Source organism: Solibacillus sp. FSL K6-1523 (genome assembly GCF_038005225.1).
Lineage (GTDB): Bacteria > Bacillota > Bacilli > Bacillales_A > Planococcaceae > Solibacillus.
Map to the genome: position 1 here is coordinate 70109 of NZ_JBBOSU010000001.1, position 18360 is coordinate 88468.

Annotated in this window: 18 protein-coding genes and 2 tRNA genes; 16 read left to right on the forward strand and 4 right to left on the reverse strand. The window is 38.3% G+C overall.

Annotation, left to right across the window (positions count from 1 at the left end):
• Positions 1-14: 14 nt before the first annotated feature.
• Positions 15-332 (reverse strand): hypothetical protein, encoded by a 318-nt coding sequence (locus MHI10_RS00335; RefSeq protein WP_340781988.1) that lies wholly within the window; start codon positions 330-332, stop codon positions 15-17.
• 234 nt (positions 333-566) lie between these two features.
• On the opposite strand from MHI10_RS00335, the gene spoVT reads away from it, so the two are divergent.
• The 8 genes from spoVT to MHI10_RS00375 all read left to right on the forward strand — a co-directional run bounded on the left by spoVT (position 567) and on the right by MHI10_RS00375 (position 6933).
• Positions 567-1103 carry a stage V sporulation protein T gene (gene spoVT / locus MHI10_RS00340; RefSeq protein WP_340789078.1) on the forward strand — a complete coding sequence of 179 codons (537 nt, stop codon included), beginning with the start codon at positions 567-569 and terminating at the stop codon, positions 1101-1103.
• Between the two features lie 125 nt (positions 1104-1228).
• Positions 1229-2839, forward strand: a complete 1611-nt coding sequence (locus tag MHI10_RS00345; protein ID WP_340781989.1) for a putative polysaccharide biosynthesis protein — start codon at positions 1229-1231, stop codon at positions 2837-2839.
• Positions 2840-2848: 9 nt separating this feature from the next.
• Entirely contained in the window at positions 2849-4315 is a 1467-nt protein-coding gene (gene mazG / locus MHI10_RS00350; RefSeq protein WP_340781990.1) for a nucleoside triphosphate pyrophosphohydrolase, read from the forward strand.
• A gap of 4 nt (positions 4316-4319) precedes the next feature.
• Positions 4320-4610, forward strand: coding sequence for an RNA-binding S4 domain-containing protein (locus MHI10_RS00355; RefSeq protein WP_340781991.1), 291 nt, complete (start codon positions 4320-4322; stop codon positions 4608-4610).
• A 218-nt stretch (positions 4611-4828) separates the two neighbouring features.
• The gene (gene yabP, locus MHI10_RS00360) at positions 4829-5128 is read left to right on the forward strand and encodes a sporulation protein YabP (protein WP_340781992.1); all 300 of its coding nucleotides are present in this window, start codon (positions 4829-4831) and stop codon (positions 5126-5128) included.
• A complete protein-coding gene (yabQ, locus tag MHI10_RS00365) occupies positions 5128-5586 on the forward strand; it encodes a spore cortex biosynthesis protein YabQ (protein ID WP_340781993.1) in 459 nt (152 codons plus the stop codon). Before yabP ends, yabQ begins: the two co-directional genes overlap by 1 nt.
• A gap of 48 nt (positions 5587-5634) precedes the next feature.
• Positions 5635-6060, forward strand: a complete 426-nt coding sequence (locus MHI10_RS00370) for an FtsB family cell division protein (protein ID WP_340781994.1) — start codon at positions 5635-5637, stop codon at positions 6058-6060.
• Positions 6061-6474: 414 nt separating this feature from the next.
• Positions 6475-6933: a S1 domain-containing RNA-binding protein gene (locus tag MHI10_RS00375; protein WP_340781995.1), complete on the forward strand. Its 459-nt coding sequence runs from the start codon at positions 6475-6477 to the stop codon at positions 6931-6933.
• 132 nt (positions 6934-7065) lie between these two features.
• On the opposite strand, the gene MHI10_RS00380 is transcribed toward MHI10_RS00375, so the two are convergent.
• From MHI10_RS00380 to MHI10_RS00390, 3 genes are all read right to left on the reverse strand, one after another.
• The gene (locus MHI10_RS00380) at positions 7066-7263 is read right to left on the reverse strand and encodes a sodium:potassium antiporter (RefSeq protein WP_340781997.1); all 198 of its coding nucleotides are present in this window, start codon (positions 7261-7263) and stop codon (positions 7066-7068) included.
• A gap of 503 nt (positions 7264-7766) precedes the next feature.
• A tRNA-Glu gene (locus MHI10_RS00385) sits at positions 7767-7838 on the reverse strand.
• A gap of 6 nt (positions 7839-7844) precedes the next feature.
• Positions 7845-7921: transfer RNA gene (locus tag MHI10_RS00390), tRNA-Met, on the reverse strand.
• Between the two features lie 218 nt (positions 7922-8139).
• Between MHI10_RS00390 and MHI10_RS00395 the strand changes: the two genes are divergently transcribed.
• From MHI10_RS00395 to MHI10_RS00430, 8 genes are all read left to right on the forward strand, one after another.
• Complete coding sequence (locus MHI10_RS00395) at positions 8140-10497, forward strand: SpoIIE family protein phosphatase (RefSeq protein ID WP_340781998.1); 2358 nt, start codon at positions 8140-8142, stop codon at positions 10495-10497.
• 220 nt (positions 10498-10717) lie between these two features.
• Entirely contained in the window at positions 10718-12115 is a 1398-nt protein-coding gene (gene tilS / locus MHI10_RS00400; protein ID WP_340781999.1) for a tRNA lysidine(34) synthetase TilS, read from the forward strand.
• 33 nt (positions 12116-12148) lie between these two features.
• A complete protein-coding gene (hpt, locus tag MHI10_RS00405) occupies positions 12149-12691 on the forward strand; it encodes a hypoxanthine phosphoribosyltransferase (RefSeq protein WP_340782000.1) in 543 nt (180 codons plus the stop codon).
• 134 nt (positions 12692-12825) lie between these two features.
• Positions 12826-14850, forward strand: a complete 2025-nt coding sequence (ftsH, locus tag MHI10_RS00410; RefSeq protein ID WP_340782001.1) for an ATP-dependent zinc metalloprotease FtsH — start codon at positions 12826-12828, stop codon at positions 14848-14850.
• A 145-nt stretch (positions 14851-14995) separates the two neighbouring features.
• Positions 14996-15424 (forward strand): MarR family winged helix-turn-helix transcriptional regulator, encoded by a 429-nt coding sequence (locus tag MHI10_RS00415; protein ID WP_340782003.1) that lies wholly within the window; start codon positions 14996-14998, stop codon positions 15422-15424.
• 237 nt (positions 15425-15661) lie between these two features.
• Positions 15662-16429, forward strand: coding sequence for a type III pantothenate kinase (locus MHI10_RS00420; protein WP_340782005.1), 768 nt, complete (start codon positions 15662-15664; stop codon positions 16427-16429).
• Between the two features lie 18 nt (positions 16430-16447).
• The gene (hslO, locus tag MHI10_RS00425) at positions 16448-17329 is read left to right on the forward strand and encodes an Hsp33 family molecular chaperone HslO (RefSeq protein WP_340782006.1); all 882 of its coding nucleotides are present in this window, start codon (positions 16448-16450) and stop codon (positions 17327-17329) included.
• Complete coding sequence (locus MHI10_RS00430; RefSeq protein ID WP_340782008.1) at positions 17313-18281, forward strand: peptidyl-prolyl cis-trans isomerase; 969 nt, start codon at positions 17313-17315, stop codon at positions 18279-18281. Before hslO ends, MHI10_RS00430 begins: the two co-directional genes overlap by 17 nt.
• The last annotated feature ends 79 nt before the right edge of the window (positions 18282-18360 follow it).

Below are 18360 nucleotides of genomic sequence, written 5' to 3' on the forward strand. Positions count from 1 at the left end.
TTTAATTTTTGATGTTAAAGTAAAAAGCGAAGTGCATTGGACATACTATAATGTACACCGTTTTTATAATTAAGTTGCTGAAATAACTCTTCGCGATTGTGATTTTCTTGTCGAAGCGCTAAAAACTGCTTTTCACGCGTAGTGGATGTTGAAATTAAATCACGCTGTCCGTTTGCCTTTTCTAAATAGCGTTTAAAAATGCCGTTTTCAAATTCGTTAATAACAACTGCACGTTCTTTTGATACGTTAGGATAGTAGGCTAAATGGGTTCCTGCATAATATTGTTGCTGTCGATTTGCATCGAAACGAGCGTAAGTACCGTCTACTTTCATAAAAAAGACCTCCATCTCTATTTGAGTTGATAATTTTTAAAAATACTTGGATATCCCTGCTTTAGTTGTAGAGAAATAAAACGTGAAAAGTCTTTCATAAAATAATATAAGGGCACTAATTTATGTGTGGAAATTATCGTGAAGTTCATGAAAAAATTGCATATAATTTTCGAATTCAATCCATACTAGTACCATCATGCTATTGAATGATGTGAAAGTGAGGTAATGAAGACGATGAAAGCAACAGGAATAGTACGTCGTATTGATGATTTAGGTCGTGTTGTCATACCGAAAGAAATACGTAGAACACTTCGGATTCGCGAAGGTGATCCACTTGAAATTTATACTGACCGCGAAGGAGAAGTTATCTTAAAAAAATATTCTCCAATTAACGACCTCGGTGAATTTGCGCAAGAATATGTGCAATCACTTTTTGAAATATTAGGGACACCAAGCTTTATAAGTGATCGTGATGAAATGATTGCAGTAGCAGGTGCATCTAAAAAAGAATATTTATCGAGACGATTAACCCCATTTGCTGAAGATATTATAAAAGCAAGGACGGGTGTTGTTGAAAAGCTTGAAATGACGATAGAGCTAGTCGCTGGACAATATGAGCAAGTAAAGTCTTATTGTGCGGTGCCAATCATTTCAAATGGTGATCCAATTGGTGCGGTTTATTTATTATCCAAGGCGCATTTTATTGGCGAAGTAGAACAAAAAGCTGCTGAGACAGCCGCTAACTTTTTAGCAAAACAAATGGAAAGTTAAATACGCAAAAGAACGTCCAACTCATTGGGCGTTTTTTTGTGTCTAGGAACGTATATCATAAAAAGATGGGTGTACTTTTCGTGTTATACTTAACTTATATGTATGTAGAAGGGGAAGGATTTAGAATGTCTTCTCAAAGTTTTGGAATGAAAAGTTATATGAGAGGTGCGCTATTACTTACGGTAGCGGCACTCATTGTAAAAATACTGAGCGCCATTTATCGTGTACCGTATCAAAATTTAGTTGGTGACCAAGGATTTTATGTATATCAGCAAGTGTATCCATTTATCGCCTTTTTTGTCGTGTGGACATCGAGCGGGTTCGCGGTGGCCATTTCAAAAATATTGGCGGACATGGAGGCGCAAGGTAGATCGCCAATTGAAAAACGTGGTGTAACGCGTATTATTTTCAACTATCTACTAATATTATCCATTATATTTTTTAGTTTGTTATTTTTTAGTGCAGGTAGTTTAGCGACATTAATGAAAGACCCACAATTGGCACCGCTCCTTCAAGTTGGTTCCTTTGTGACGCTATGCATGCCGATATTGGCTGTTTTAAAGGGGAATTTCCAAGCAAATAACATGATGAAACCCGTTGCCTATGCACAAGTTTTTGAGCAAATGATTCGAGTGGCGATTATTCTAATTGGTACGGTCATTTTGCTGAGCTTTACGCAATCCGTTTATGAAGCGGGGAAAATGGCGATTTTCGGTACAGTGATTGGAGAAATTGCAGGAATTGCATTATTGCTATTTTTTGCGAAGAGAAAGTCCTCCCCGAAAGAACAGATGAAAGCGAAAATAAAAGCGTGGCCGATTATTAAAGAAGTCACGCTTTATAGCATTAGTATTAGTATGAGCGGGCTTTTATTATTATGCTTTCAGTTAGTCGATTCGTTCACGATTTATCCGCTATTAATTGAATCGGGTATGGAGAAATTGCAGGCAATGGAGTTAAAAGGTATCTATGATAGGGGGCAACCACTTGTCCAGCTAGGGCTTGTCATTGCCTCGTCACTTGCACTTGCAATTGTTCCGCTTGTCGCGTTTAAAGCGAAGAAAACGAGTGGGCGCGGGGCATTACCATTTATTCAATTAACCTATCGCAGTTCATTATTATTTGGTGTAGCTGCATCATTGGGATTAATTGTTGTCATGCCTTATGTGAACGAAATGCTGTTCACCACAGATGCACTCTCGAATGTATTGATTATTTACGTCATGCAAATTATCCCTTTATCGATTATTTTAACGTTTACTGCAATTTTACAAGGTTATAGCAAATTAAAATTACCCGCTATTTTTCTTGTGACGAGTATTGCGGTAAAATATGTTGGGAATACTCTTTTAATTGCACAGTTTGGTATTATAGGGGCAGCAATTGCAAGTAATATAGGGCTTTACCTTGCAGCCATTGCGCTTATTATTTATTTGAGGAAATGGACGAAAGCAGCGTTTGCAACAGGGCAATTCTATAGGAACTTGTTGTTGGCGAGTATCGCGATGATTGTTGCAGTTGAAGGGATGATTTGGCTGTTAAATCAGCTTGTAGAGAGCGCATCATTTAGTCGTATAACGGCTGTTTTATATAGTTTTTTACTTGTGGCAGTTGGCGCGTTTACATTTATGACAGTTGTTGGGAAATTACGTGTACTCGCAGAAAAAGAGTGGTTTTTAATCCCCCTCGGTAAACGCATGGCCGCATATCAATTATGGTTAAATCGAAAAAAGTAGGTGGCAGTTTTGAATCAATTAACAGTAATCGGCCTAGGTGCAGCAGATTTCGATCAAATGCAAATGGGTGTTTATAAAAAAATTAAAGCAGCAAAAAAATTATTCGTTCGTACAGATGATCACCCGGTGTTACAAGATTTACGCGAGCAGGGAATTGAATTTACGAGCTTCGATGAAGTTTATGTGAAACACGGTTCATTTGGTCCTGTATATGAGGAGATAGCCCAGCGTTTAATAGAAGCAGTCGCACATGAAGATGTTATGTATGCTGTGCCGGGGCATCCGCTTGTAGCAGAGCAGACTGTGCAACATTTAATAGAGGCGGATAAAAAAGGGGAAATTCAGCTTGTTATTGAAGGTGGGCAAAGCTTTTTAGACCCGATTTTCGGTGCGCTAAAAATTGACCCAATAGAAGGGTTTCAATTATTAGATGGGACAAGTATGTCGATGCATGATGTCAATATGCGTCAACACATTTTAATTGCCCAAGTGTACGATACATTTAGCGCTTCAGAAGTGAAGTTGACGCTCATGGAGAAATACCGCGATGACTATCCGGTAACGATTGTGACAGCGGCGGGCTCTTCTGGGGAGCAACTAAGAACGGTACCGTTATATGAACTCGATCAGGCAACAGAAATAAATAATTTAACGACGGTTTATGTACCACCTGTTCAAAATGATGAAGATGCGTTACGCGATTGGGTGACATTCCGTGAAATTATTGCGACATTGCGTGGGCCAAATGGTTGTCCGTGGGATCAAAAACAGACGCATGAATCGTTAAAAAAGTATTTATTAGAAGAAACACATGAATTTTTAGCTGCGGTGGATGCGGAAGATGACTTTGCAATGGTAGAAGAACTTGGTGATGTGCTATTACAAGTATTTTTACACGCTCAAATTGGGGAGGATAACGGCTATTTTACATTAGAAGAAGTACTTGCTTCCATTAATGAAAAGATGATTCGCCGCCATCCACATGTATTTGGCGATGTTTCGGTAGAAGATGCAGAAGCAGTTGTGACGAATTGGGAAGCGATTAAAAAAGCAGAAAAAGGTCATGAAGTGGATGTCCCATTATTAAAAGGTGAATATCGTCCGACTTCCGCGCTACAAACTTCGTATAATTATCAAAAAAAGGCAGCAACAGTTGGTTTTGATTGGCCAAATGTAGAAGATGCATGGGAGAAGTTTGCTGAGGAATGGCAAGAGTTCCGTGAAGAGATTGCGAGCGGTTCACCGACAACCCGTTTAGACGAATTTGGTGATGTATTATTTACACTTGTGAATCTTGCCCGTTTTTATAAAATTTCACCCGAAGAGGCAATGGTCCATGCAAATGAAAAATTTGCACGCCGCTTTCATTATGTAGAACAACGTGTCAAGGCAAGCGGGGAATCTTTTGAAAGCTTTACATTAGATCAATTAGATGCCTTTTGGGATGAGGCAAAACGAATAGAAAGAGGGGAATAGTTCCATGCGTTTAGATAAATATTTAAAAGTGTCGCGTTTAATTAAGCGTCGTACATTAGCAAAAGAAGTAGCCGTACAAGGGCGTATTGCGATTAATGGAAAAGTTGCAAAGGCAAGCACTGCGGTGAAAGTTGGCGATGAGCTGGCAATTCGATTCGGTCAAAAGATTGTAACAGCTCGCGTAGAAGAGTTACGTGAGATGGTAAAAAAAGAAGATGCTTTAAAAATGTTTACCATTCTAAAAGAAGAACGATTAGAAAAAGTAGAACCTGAATTTATTGATGATGAAGAATAATAGATAACTTAAATTAATGGTATGTATCGTACATATAATTACGGTAGAGAACATTGATTTACAAGTATGTAAGCATGACAGCGAACTAGTTGTCATGCTTTTTTTATGATTTATAAGAAAACTTCTATTAGCGGACAAGCAATCAAATATTTTATAGGAGGCATGTCTTAATCGGTACGAGCATATAGTGTAAAACAAAGAGCTAAAGGAGGACTAAAATGACAATCCATCAAGAAAATAGTCGTTACACAATTTCTTCTGGCGATCACTTAGTTACTGTTCGCAATCGTAAACGTATGGATATGACATCTGTAAAGTCAATTGAACGATTTGATCAAGAAGAATTTTTCGTTAATACCTCACAAGGGCATTTATTAATTCGTGGCGAGGAGCTGCGCATTGTCCATTTAGATGTAGATAAAGGCTTACTAACATTAGAGGGTGAAGTAAAGCAATTATCATATGATGATTCCGAAAATGGACTGTCGAAAAGCTTCCTCCATAAATTGTTTGGATGATGATGAGTGCACAACTTGTAAGCATTCTTGTAATGTTTATAAGTGGAATCGCTGTTGGGGCAGTGATTGATTGTACACGTACAGTATTAAATGAAATACCGAGTAAAATAATGGGACGTTTCACATATATAGTAGAATGGATCATATGGATTTTCCTCGGTATATGTACATTTTATTTTTTATTTTTAGTAAAGGGTGGGCAATGGCGGGTCGTGGATCCACTTGCCCAAATTGCCGGTATTTTTGCATATGAATTTATTTTTCAAAAAATAGCCCGTTTTCTAGGACGAGTTGTTATAAATGTACTAATTAGACCAATTCTCTTTATTGGGCACCTCATTATTCTGATTATTCGTAATGTAGTGTATGTTATACTGAAAAGTATCGCACTACTAGTAAGACCAATTTATAAACTTTATAAGAAATATTTACCGAAATCCTTTCAAAAGAAGAAGTGAACTCGTATAATGGGTATAATTAATTTTTATGAATAAGGAGGCGTCGGCATGTTAGGGAGAAAAACACGAGAACAATTACATAAGCAGAATGTTCAATCGTTGAACAATGACTATGTCCGATCAAATCCACAAGCAAAAGTAAAGGCAAAAGCAAAGCAAGCAGTTTTGCGTCGCAGAAGAATGGCTGTATTTTTTATTCTAGCTATTGCGGCTGTTGGATTTTTAGTAAATTTGAATATGATACAAAATGAAAAGCTAGTAGCAAAAAACGAGCAAAAAGCGGTAGTAACCGAAGCGCTTAATGAAGTGACTGCCCAGCAAGAGATGTTAAATTTACAAATCACGAAGCTAGAAGATGATGAGTATATTGCAAAGCTAGCTAGAAAAGAGTTTTTCCTTTCAGAAGAAGGCGAATACATTTTTACAATACCAAAAGCGGCAGAAAAGAATAGCGAAGAAGAGTCAGACAAATAACAATAACCTTGACTGAAATTCGAATGATTATTTGTGCGAAGTGATGTCAGGCTAATATAATGCCAAAAAAGTTGGTATTATTTGCCTTTAAGGAGAGTGTCTTGTTGACACTCTTTTTATGTTAGCTATAATTAGAGAAGAAACTATTTAATTTGATTCAGCAGAAGTCCCCTATTTCTATAAGTGGGGGAGAATGCCAAATATGCAATTCTATTCAGTAGGAGTTTAAACCCTAGCTGAATCAGGTTAGGCCCCGGTGGATGTCACAAACTTTTAAGAGGAGCTTTTCGAGCGAACTTGAAGAAAGTATGGACTAAAGTTAGCCGAGGCATAATTGATTATAAGTTTCAGTACAATTGATAACTGACTTTTCATGTAAGGGTCGCTTAAATTTTAAGGAGGAGCATTTTTTTTATGTCAATTGAAGTAGGCAGCAAAGTACAAGGTAAGGTAACAGGGATCACAAATTTCGGCGCGTTCGTTGAGCTACCAGATGGTAAGACAGGGTTAGTTCATATTAGTGAAGTGGCGGACAACTATGTAAAAGATATTAATGAACATCTTAAAGTTGGCGATGAAGTTGAAGTGAAAGTGATGAATGTTGAAGCGGATGGGAAGATTGGTCTTTCGATTCGTAAAGCAAAACCTCAAGCAGAGCGTCCAGAACGCCCAGAACGTCCCGATAGACCAGAGCGTTCACAACGCCCTCGCCGTGATAATAATCGTTCAAATGATCGCAATGATCGTCACCAACCAAAAGAGAATTTTGAGCAAAAGATGGCGCGTTTCTTAAAAGATAGCGATGAACGATTATCTACATTAAAGCGTGCAACGGAATCAAAGCGCGGTGGCCGAGGAGCTCGTAGAGGGTAATTTGCTGACTGTTTGAAACGTAGAAAAAGTGTGAAATAGACGTGGGCAGGCTACTTAGTAGTCTGTCTTTTTTCATTGGAATAACTAAAAGACATCGCCTTGCACAATTACAATACAAGGCGATGTCTTCTTTTATTTTTCATTGGGGCTTTGATTATGCTTAACAAGCAAGCGGATGAGTGTAATAAAACAAAAAATACCTCCAATAAGGCCAAAAATAATCATTATAATTTGAAAAGAAAGTGGCAAATTGGTTAGTAACACACCACCGACAATTAACAACATACTAATACCGCAAAGGAACGCAAGATATGTAAAGTTTTGAACCATATAAAACTCCTCCTTTTCACATTTTCTATTATAGAGTGTAACGTACACTTATTTCCAATTAATTATGTCATAGTGTAATCTATATAAGTTCAACAAAAGTTTCTATCTTTTCATTGTAAGAATTCTAATAGGGATTCTAATAAAGTATGCGCTAGGTTGGGCTGGCTAAGCACATGAGGCGCACAGACAATCTATACGACTCATCTGTGTGCGCATGTAGCAGGCCAGCCCTGAATTAAATTTTTCCGTTCTAATAAAAGCTTCCTCAATTGAGTGCGTCGCTGCCGTGGGAGGCGACGTATCTTGATTTAGATTTCCATTCTAGAGGGATGTTAGTTTCATAAGTTGAACCTATATAGTTGAATAACGGGCAGTTTTTTTACTCGAATTGCCTAACTCGCCATTTCCTAAAATCCCCTGATGTAAGCTTTCATTCTTTCAATCCCCACAGAAACAGTAAAAAAAGAGCCACCTTTTAGATAAAAGGTAGCTCTTTTAAAGTATGACCCGTACGGGATTCGAACCCGTGTTACCGCCGTGAAAGGGCGGTGTCTTAACCGCTTGACCAACGGGCCGTTAAATGGTGGCGGCAGAGGGAGTCGAACCCACGACCTTTCGGGTATGAACCGAGTGCTCTAGCCAACTGAGCTACACCGCCAAAATTAACAACAAAACTAATAATACAGGGTCTTGCATGAAGTGTCAACAAGTTTTTAATAAAAATGATTAAATTTTGCTTCTGACGAATGAAGGCTTTTAAAAGCGGAAAATCACTATAAAAGCCGTCGAACGATTTATTAATGTGTGTTCTATAAACAGACAAATTTCCTATGCAATCATTTGTATAATGATTTGAAAAAAGAAAAGGTGATTGATATGGCAGTTGTCAATGAATATTCGGAGTTTCTACCCCCTCATACATTCTCTACCCCACCGTATACAAAAAAGACTAGAAAAATAGTAGACGTCACTTTTGTATTCATTGCTTTTTGTTTAGCGCAAGCCACATTCTTTGAAGCGGTGGTCCCATTTTTTATACCTTTTTGGATCATTGTTCGATCACAATACAAATCATTTCAAATTTCCACATTCATAGGGGGGCTTGCAGGTACGTTATTTTTAGGTTTTGGACAAGTGGTTATACTATTACTTGAAATTTTGCTCATAGAGGGGATTATGCGTTTTAAATATACCCGTATTTCCCCTTATATAGCAGTGACATTATCAATTGGCGTAGTTCAAACTGTTTGGCAAGTCGTTTCATATGCAGGAGTTCCACCATTATTAACACAAGTGTATATTTTGTATGAATGGCTATTTGCTCTAGTTATGCTGTTACTAATGACACAATTACTTGTGCCATTAAGTGAGCTGAAAGATTACAAGTGGGCGAAGGAAAAGGTTGTCGCGGTGCTTGTTTTACTTGCTGCTGTACTTGTAGGTATGCAAAATATTACCGTCTATTATTTTTCATTACCAATTATAGCCTTCCATTTGATTCTTTGTGTTATCGCTGCTGTTTCAACAGTTGGGACGACCGTTATTTTTGCGTTGTCGATGGGATTGTTATTGGGCTTATCCAATTTGTCGTTTACAGGGATGATTGTTCTGTATGCGTGCACAGGATTATTTACCGCGTTAATGCAAGATACAGGCCGTTTTGGAATTGCTATGTTCAGTTTGGTACCAAGTGTTTTTTTCTTTTTTTATGATGCAACATTACCTATTGATAGCGTTTATTTTCTTTCCATCTTAGTCGGGGGGATTTTATTTATATTGCTTCCTCAATCGACTATAGGAAACCTTCAACAATATTATAATAAGCAAACGCTAGGCGCGGGTCCCATCCAAGTGAAAAATGCCAATTTGGCAACCGAACATTTAAAACAGTTTCAACAATTTGTTTCTTTTATGAAAAGTCTCGTATTTGAGCGTTTTACAAAAGAGCACCCAACTGCGATGCAGCAAGAATCTTATATCATTTGTTCGAGTTGTTTTAAATATGAGCAATGCTGGGGTACACAACGAGAAATGGAGAACACCCTTGAAAATTGGCGAATGGCGAGAAGAAGTTCCAAGCCGTTAGAATTAATTCGCGCAGAGGAACAGCTGAAGTTAAAGTGCATAAAATCGACAAAATTATTAGAGGAGCTAGAAACGGCTACACATAAGGAACATATGGAAAGCCAGTTTTATCATGGTAAGAAAATGATTGCCTTACAATTGCGTGATTTAAGTCATCACTTAGAGGAGTTATTAGATGATCGTCATAGTGAAGTAGGGGCGGACGAAATGGATGACTATGTACAACAATTTTTAAAGCAACATCACATGCAGTGCATTCACATTGAGTGGATAAAAACGGAAGTGGGTGCAAGAGAATTTATTTGCTCGATTGCGGATGAACGTGATGAACATACGGTCATTCGGCAGGCAGAGCAATTATTATATGAATTATTACACGAGCCTTTACAAGGGCAACAAATTTACGTGGAGGAAAAACCACTTTTATATCGTCAAATCAGGTTTCGTTCTGCAATTCGCTACCAATTAGAGTATGATATATATAAACATTCTAAAGGGCATCAACAAGTGTCAGGTGACTCTTATAGCGTGTTCCCAATTCATACGGGTTTGATGGCAATCATGCTGTCAGATGGTATGGGAACGAGCAATGCAGCACAACAAGAAAGTAGCCGTTTAATTCAAATGATGCAAGAATGCTTGTCCTATAATATGGACCCTGAAACCGCCATGCATACGATGCACTATGTGTTATCACTCAAAAATGATTCGGATATGTATGCAACCATTGATTTTGCGTTAGTTGATTTACAATTAGGCTCCCTTTGGTGTTGGAAGGCGGGCGGAATGACAACATATGTCCTCCGTGGGGTAGATTTATTTAAAATTGAGAGTAAAGCGGCACCAATTGGATTTTTACCAGACTTTTCTGTAGATACCGAAATGATTTCCGTCCTTTCAGAAGATATTATTATTATGGTTTCAGATGGCTTATTTGCTAGTCAGGAAAATTGGCTTATGCAAGAAGAATTATTTTTACAATTAATCCGTCAAGGCATTAAAAAAGGGGCATCGATTCAAGTAGTGCTTTATGATGTGATGGCTCAGTTTAAACAGCGTTACCCGTCGAATGATGATTGTACGGTGATGTTATTCCAATTACATCATATTGCGGCGCCTTGGTCAGTTTTCCGACCAGCGTACAGCTAATCGAAAACGGCTCAAGGAATTTAGATAAATAAGGGTGCATCTTTTTAACTCGATTCAGCAGAAGTCCCTTACTTCAAGTAAGTGGGGTTCTGCTGAATCGGGGAACAAAGGCTAAACCCATCACGTCCTGTGATAACGCCTTTGTGATCAACATTGTGTTGACCCAAGCCCCGGCGGATGTCACGGATTTTTTTGTTACTATATAAGATGAGGTGAGAGGATGCACCTATTAGAGCATCAAGTTTTAGCGTATATTAAACAACATCAATTAATTACAAGTGGTGACAAATTGCTTGTCGCTTGTTCTGGAGGCGTTGATTCAATGGCGCTTCTTTCTTTTTTCTATAAATTCCAAAGTTATTTCCAAATAGAGTTATTTGTTGCGCATGTGGATCACATGTTACGCGGGGAAGCGTCTGCAGGGGACAGAAATTTTGTTGAACAAACATGTGCTAAATGGGATATACCTGTATTTAGTAGTGCGATTCCGATTGCAGAGTATCTTGAACAAGAAGGTGGAAATTCACAAGCGATTTGTCGACGTGAGCGATATCACTTTTTTGAAAAAGTAATGTCAGAACAAAAAATGGATAAATTAGTGACGGCTCATCATGCAGATGATCAGCTAGAATCGATGTTAATGGCGATGACAAAGGCAAGTTCATTAAATGGATTGAAAGGAATTATGCCAAAACGACCATTTTTAAATAATTTTGTCATTCGTCCATTTTTAGCCGTTACAAAAAGTGAGATTAGGGAATATTTACATACAGAAGGACAAACTTACCGTGAGGATGCCAGCAACGAAAAAGATGTGTATACACGAAATCGCTTTCGTCATCATGTCGTACCCCTTTTAAAGAAAGAAAACCCTTCGATTTCACAACATGTCGTGCAATTAGCTGATCAATTAGCAGAAGATGATCGTTATTTAATGCAACTAGCTGAAACCCGCTTTTCAACACTTTTTGAAGAAATGAGGGGAAATTGTTATAAAGTCGTAATATCCGACTTCCAAAGCGAACCACTTGCTTTACAAAGAAGGTTGATTTTAATACTATTAAAGTATCTGTATAATGATTCAAAGCTGATTCAAAGCTATGCGCTATGTACAATGATTTTAAAGTTATTTGACACGGCAGTTGGTAGTAGCTCTGTAGATTTACCTGATGGCTATATTGCAAGACAACAATACGGGGAAATTACCTTTGGAAAAAGTCAACAAATGCATCAAATGACGAAGCAGCCCCTCACGCTAAATGAGTGGAATTGGGTCGGGGAGTTGCGCGTTTATGTTGGAGAGTTGGCACAGTGTGAGGATTCCTTACTAGCTGTGCATAAGCCGTATTATTTTACGGCATCTACTGTTCAATATCCGCTACTTGTGAGGGTTCGTGAAGATGGGGATCGCATTGCACTAAGTGGTATGCAACAGAAGAAAAAAGTAGCACGTATTTTTATTGATGAGAAGATTCCTTTAGTAAAGAGAGCTCATTGGCCTTTGTTAGTCGATGCGAATAATGAACTCTTGGCAGTAATGGCAATACGCGTAAACAATCAATTTTCAGATGTGAGATTAGCAATACATGATTCGGTGCTACTTATCGCTCACATTTAAAAGGTTTTAAACAATTAAAGGAGGAATCTACTTATGATTCAAAATGATATTGAAAAAGTTGTAATTACAGAGGAACAAATTCAAGAGCGTATTAAAGAACTGGGTGCGCAACTAACAGAAGAATACACAAATAAATTTCCACTTGCCGTTGGTGTTTTAAAAGGAGCTATGCCTTTTATGACCGATTTAATGAAACGTTTTGATTCTTATGTAGAATTAGATTTCATGGATGTAACAAGCTATGGAAATGCAACGGTATCTTCTGGTGAAGTAAAAATCGTGAAGGATTTAAATACGAGTGTAGAAGGTCGCGATGTCCTAATTATTGAAGACATTATCGACAGCGGTTTAACTTTAAGCTATTTAGTGGATTTATTTAAATATCGTAAAGCAAAATCAATTAAAATTATTACATTACTGGATAAGCCTTCGGGTCGTAAAGTACCTTTGTATGCCGATGTTGTTGGGTTTGAAGTCCCAGATGGTTTTGTCGTTGGATATGGTTTAGATTACGCGGAGAAATACCGTAACTTACCGTATATTGGTCTTTTAAAGCGTGAAGTATACTCGTTCTAATTTTGAAAATGAGCATAATTCGTCATAATTCGCTCAACTGTTAAAAATAATTGATGCTTTTCATTGTATGAAAATTTCAACGTATGTTAAGATTTTACTTATAGTTTTTCTGTAATGTTGTGAGGAGGCTGGGGATGAATCGAATATTTCGATACACCATATTTTATTTACTAATATTTCTCGTGATTATCGGGATTTTTGGCACATTTAATGGTGGTAAAAAGACAACTGAAGAAATGAATTTTTACGAATTTTTCGAGGCTTTAGATAGCAAAAAGGTTGAATCGATAACAGTTCAACCGGACAATAAAGTGTATAAGGTAGTTGGACAGTTAAAAGGTGCTGAAGAGGGTGAAACTTTCACAGTTAACATCCTTGAAAATGACACAGAGTCAATTAAGAGCATCATGCAAATTGAGAAAGATTACCCAGATGTAATTGTTAAAGAAGCGCCACAAACAAGCGGCTTCGTAACATTTATTACGAGCATGATTCCGTTTGTCATCATTATTATTTTATTCTTCTTCCTATTGAGCCAATCTCAAGGTGGCGGTAATAAAGTAATGAACTTCGGTAAATCAAAAGCTAAACTTTATGATGACCAGAAGAAAAAAGTGCGTTTTACTGATGTAGCAGGTGCTGATGAAGAAAAAGCAGAGCTAGTTGAAGTAGTAGATTTCTTAAAAGATCACCGTAAGTTCACCGAAATTGGTGCGCGAATTCCTAAAGGTATCCTACTTGTAGGTCCTCCAGGTACGGGTAAAACATTACTTGCACGTGCAGTAGCTGGTGAAGCAGGCGTTCCATTCTTCTCGATTTCAGGTTCTGACTTCGTTGAAATGTTCGTCGGTGTCGGTGCATCTCGTGTACGTGACTTATTCGAAAATGCGAAGAAAAATGCCCCATGTATCATTTTCATTGATGAGATTGATGCAGTTGGTCGTCAACGTGGTGCTGGTCTTGGTGGTGGTCACGATGAGCGTGAACAAACATTAAACCAATTACTAGTTGAGATGGATGGCTTCGGTGCGAACGAAGGGATTATTATTATCGCTGCGACAAACCGTCCAGACATCCTAGATAAAGCATTATTACGTCCAGGTCGTTTTGACCGCCAAATTACAGTAGGGCACCCAGATGTAAAAGGTCGTGAAGCAATCCTTAAAGTTCACGCACGTAACAAACCACTTGCAGATACGGTTGACCTTGCTGCAGTAGCACAGCGTACACCAGGATTCTCAGGTGCGGATTTAGAAAACTTATTAAACGAAGGTGCACTTGTTGCAGCTCGTAAAAATAAGAAAACAATTAATATGGCCGATATTGATGAAGCATCAGACCGCGTCATTGCCGGTCCTGCGAAAGCAAGCCGTGTTTACTCTGCCAAAGAGAAAAAACTGGTGGCGTTCCACGAAGCAGGTCACGTTGTTGTTGGTTTAGAATTAGACGAAGCAGATACAGTTCATAAAGTAACAATCGTACCTCGTGGTCAAGCAGGTGGTTATGCGATTATGTTACCGAAGGAAGAGCGTTTCTTCACGACGAAGCAAGAATTACTTGATCGTATTGCGGGTCTACTTGGTGGACGCGTAGCAGAAGAAATCGTACTTGGCGAAGTTTCAACAGGTGCGCATAACGACTTCCAAAAAGTAACGAGCATTGCACGCGCGATGGTTACTGAGTATGGAATGAGTGATCATCTTGGTGCAGTTCAATATGGTTCAAGCCAAGGTGGTAATCCGTTTTTAGGTCGTGACTTCGGTTCAGACCAAAACTATTCTGATTCGATTGCTTATGAAATTGATAAAGAAATTCAAAATATCGTGGATAATCAATATGCACGTACGAAACGAATCTTAACAGAAAAGCGTGAATTGCTAGACTTAATTGCTAACACGTTAATGACAAAAGAAACGTTGAATGCGCAAGAAATTGAACATTTACGTGATAACGGTACACTTCCACCAGAAGAAGTTACTGCAGAAGAAGAATCGACATCTCAAGTAATAAAAGTAGAGACAATGCCAACATTAGAAAAGGCGGGTTCAGCTACGATTAATGAAGAGGTTGTCGGTCAAGAAACAAATCCAACAGTTGCAGATTTAACGAAAGATGCCCCGGCAGAACGCCCACAAGGCATTGATGAAGATCGTAAATAATATTTTATAAAACTGATTCTCTCTTTGAAAAAAGGGGGAATCAGTTTTTTTACATCTAATTCTGATTCAAAATACTTGTGTAAGGAAAGAGGCAACTATATAATTGACCAGTCAACAGTTGACTAGTCATGTAAAGGAGGATTTTATGACGAGCATGGAACAAATGAAGCAAATCATCTTGTTAATGAAATCAATTGACCGCCAAGTGACAATGCAGTTTGAAAAGCAGACGGATATTAGTATGACGCGTTATGAACTGCTTTGCACGCTACTTGATGGCGGAACAGTTTCGCAACAAGTGTTAAAGCAAGCTATCGAAATAGATCAAGCCGCCATTACGAGACATTTAAAATTATTAGAAGAAGAACACTTCGTTATGAGGAGTCGAAATACGGATAATAACCGAGAGATGCTTGTAAGTTTGACTGAGGAAGGACGGGCGCGATTAGTTCACTGTCAGGATGATAAAAATGACTACTTCAAGAATTTAACAAACGAATTTTCTGAGCAAGATTTACAAATGCTATATACGCTATTAGAAAAATTAAAGCAAAATAGCGATAAACGGAAGTAGGAGAAAGTAATATAATGGAGCTGATTTAAATTAGTTCGTAAATATAGAGAAGGCATTTTACTCATCGCGTATTGAGTTTGGCGAAAGTACAAGCTTCATTTTAACAAAAGGTCTAAACGGAAACTTATGAGCTATAGGAAGCCTATTTTGATACGTAGAAATCAACGAAACACTATAAATAATTCATTTAAATGTGGTATGATTTTTTTCAAGACATGTGAAAAGTAGGTAATGTGCGTGAATTTAGTAATGGATGCTGGCAATTCTAATATCATTCTAGGGGTATATAAAAATGATAAGCTAATTTATCACTGGCGAATGGAAACGGACACAAGAAAAACAGAAGACGAGTATGCGATGCAAATTAAGGCATTTTTCACGCATGAAGGCATTATATTTGAACAAATTACTGGAATTATTATATCCTCAGTTGTACCACCTATCATGTTTGCGTTAGAGGCAATGTGTAAAAAGTACTTCTCGGTTCAGCCATTAGTGGTAGGACCAGGTGTAAAAACGGGGCTCAATATTAAATATGAAAACCCGCGAGAAGTAGGTGCCGATCGTATTGTGAATGCGGTCGCAGCATTGGCTGAATACGCAGGGAAGCCATTAATCATTGTCGATTTTGGGACGGCCATCACCTATTGCTATTTAAATGAACGCGGTGATTATATGGGAGGCGCAATTGCACCAGGTATAACGATTTCAACTGAGGCTTTATATACACGGGCATCAAAGCTTCCACGGATAGAAATTGCGCGAACACCGCAAATAATTGGCAAAAATACGATTGCTGCTATGCAAGCTGGCGTGTTCTATGGTTTTATTGGGCAAGTTGAGGGCATTGTAAATCGGATGAAAATGCAAAGTAAGGAAGAACCGCTAGTCATTGCAACAGGTGGATTAGCGAAACTTATTGCAAGTGAAACGCAAATGATTGATGTAGTCGACACTTTTTTAACGTTAAAAGGTTTGCATATTATTTATAAAAGAAATCAATAGAGAAGAGGAATTTTCAACATGAAAGACTACTTAGTAAGAGCAATTGCATTTGACGGACAAGTACGTGCATTTGCAACAAAGACAACAGAAACGGTGAGCGAGGCACAAAAGCGTCATAATACATGGCCGATTGTATCCGCAGCACTCGGTCGATCAATGACAGCTTCTGTTATGATGGGCGCTATGTTAAAAGGTGATGATAAAATTACCGTAAAAGTCGAGGGGAACGGTCCAATTGGTCCAATCATTATCGATGCAGATGCAAAAGGGGATGTACGTGGCTTCGTAACAAATCCACATGTGCATTTTGATTTAAACGAGCAAGGTAAATTAGATGTACGTGCTGGCGTTGGGACAGAGGGAACATTAACAGTCGTGAAAGATTTAGGTTTACGAGATATGTTCTCGGGTCAAACACCTATCGTATCAGGAGAAATTGGGGAAGACTTTACGTACTACTTTGCAACATCAGAGCAAACTCCTTCATCTGTAGGTTTAGGCGTATTAGTGAACCCAGATAACACGATTTTAGCAGCTGGTGGCTTTATCATTCAATTAATGCCAGGTTGTGAAGATGAAACAATTGATGCGATTGAAAAGCGTATTTCGTCGATTGAACCAGTGTCAAAAATGATTGAAAAAGGATATACACCAGAGCAGATTTTAGAAGCGGTATTAGGTAAAGAAAATGTTCAAATATTATCGTCAATGCCAGTTCAGTTCCAGTGTCAGTGTTCAAAAGAGCGTTTTGGTGCGGCTATACTTGGTTTAGGTGTGAAGGAAATTGAAGAAATGATTGTTGAAGATGGCCAAGCAGAGGCGGAATGTCATTTCTGTTTAGAAAAATATCACTTCAGCCGAGAAGAACTTGAAGGATTTGTGAATGAAATCCAATCGTAATTTACACCAAACTACACCACAAACACCGCAAAATATACCGTTCTTACAACGACGCTTAAAGGCGAAACCGACGTTAGTTTTATTGTTAATTTTATTAATCGGAAATTTATTTTGGTTTGTGTTATGGTTACTCCCGTCTGAGGGAACCACACCGAAAGGCGGCAGCGAGCAAGTGGCTGCCGTTGATGGGGAGGTCATTACGCGCCAACAGTGGCTTGCAGAAATGGAAAGCCGTTACGGAAAGGAAACTTTGCAAGACTTAGTAAATGAAGCAGTTATGGAGAAGGCTGCAAAAAAGTATGAAATTGATGTAACCGATCAAGAGATTGATTTAGAAATTGCTTTGCTACGATCTGCGCGGGATGCAAATGATTCATCAATACATAGCTTATCGACAGAGCAATTGCGTCAAAAAATACGAGCACAGCTGTTATTAGAAAAAGTATTAACATACGATGTTGTTGTAAAAAATAAAGCAAGTGAGAAATATTATGAGGACAATAAATCTCTTTATAATATTTCAACGACGTATCGAACGAGCATTATTATTGTCAATACAAAGGAAGATGCTGAACGTGTCGAAAAGGAATTAAAAAATGGATCGGATTTTGCCGTGTTAGCACGTGAGCATTCCATTGACGCGGCATCGGCCAGTCTTGGTGGGGATATGGGCTTTATTACAGAAGGGCAATCTACAACCGAAAAGGCGATTTCAACAGCCGTTCAAAAACTAAAAGCAAATGAAACATCGAAGCCATTTGTGTTAAGTGATGGTCGTTATGCGATTGCGTATGTCGCAGAAGTGCTAGAAGGAAAATCATTCTCTTATGAAGATGTAGAACAGCATGTAAAGCGCCAAATTGCCTTGGAGCAATTATCGCCGTCTATTACACCTGAAGCATTTTGGACTACATTTGAAGCGACTTGGTTTTACGGAGAATCGAAAAAATAATCTAAAGGTGATTTACGATATGATTCATATGGTAAATCGCTTTTTTTGCGTACTTTTAACTGTGATTGGATATAGGTAG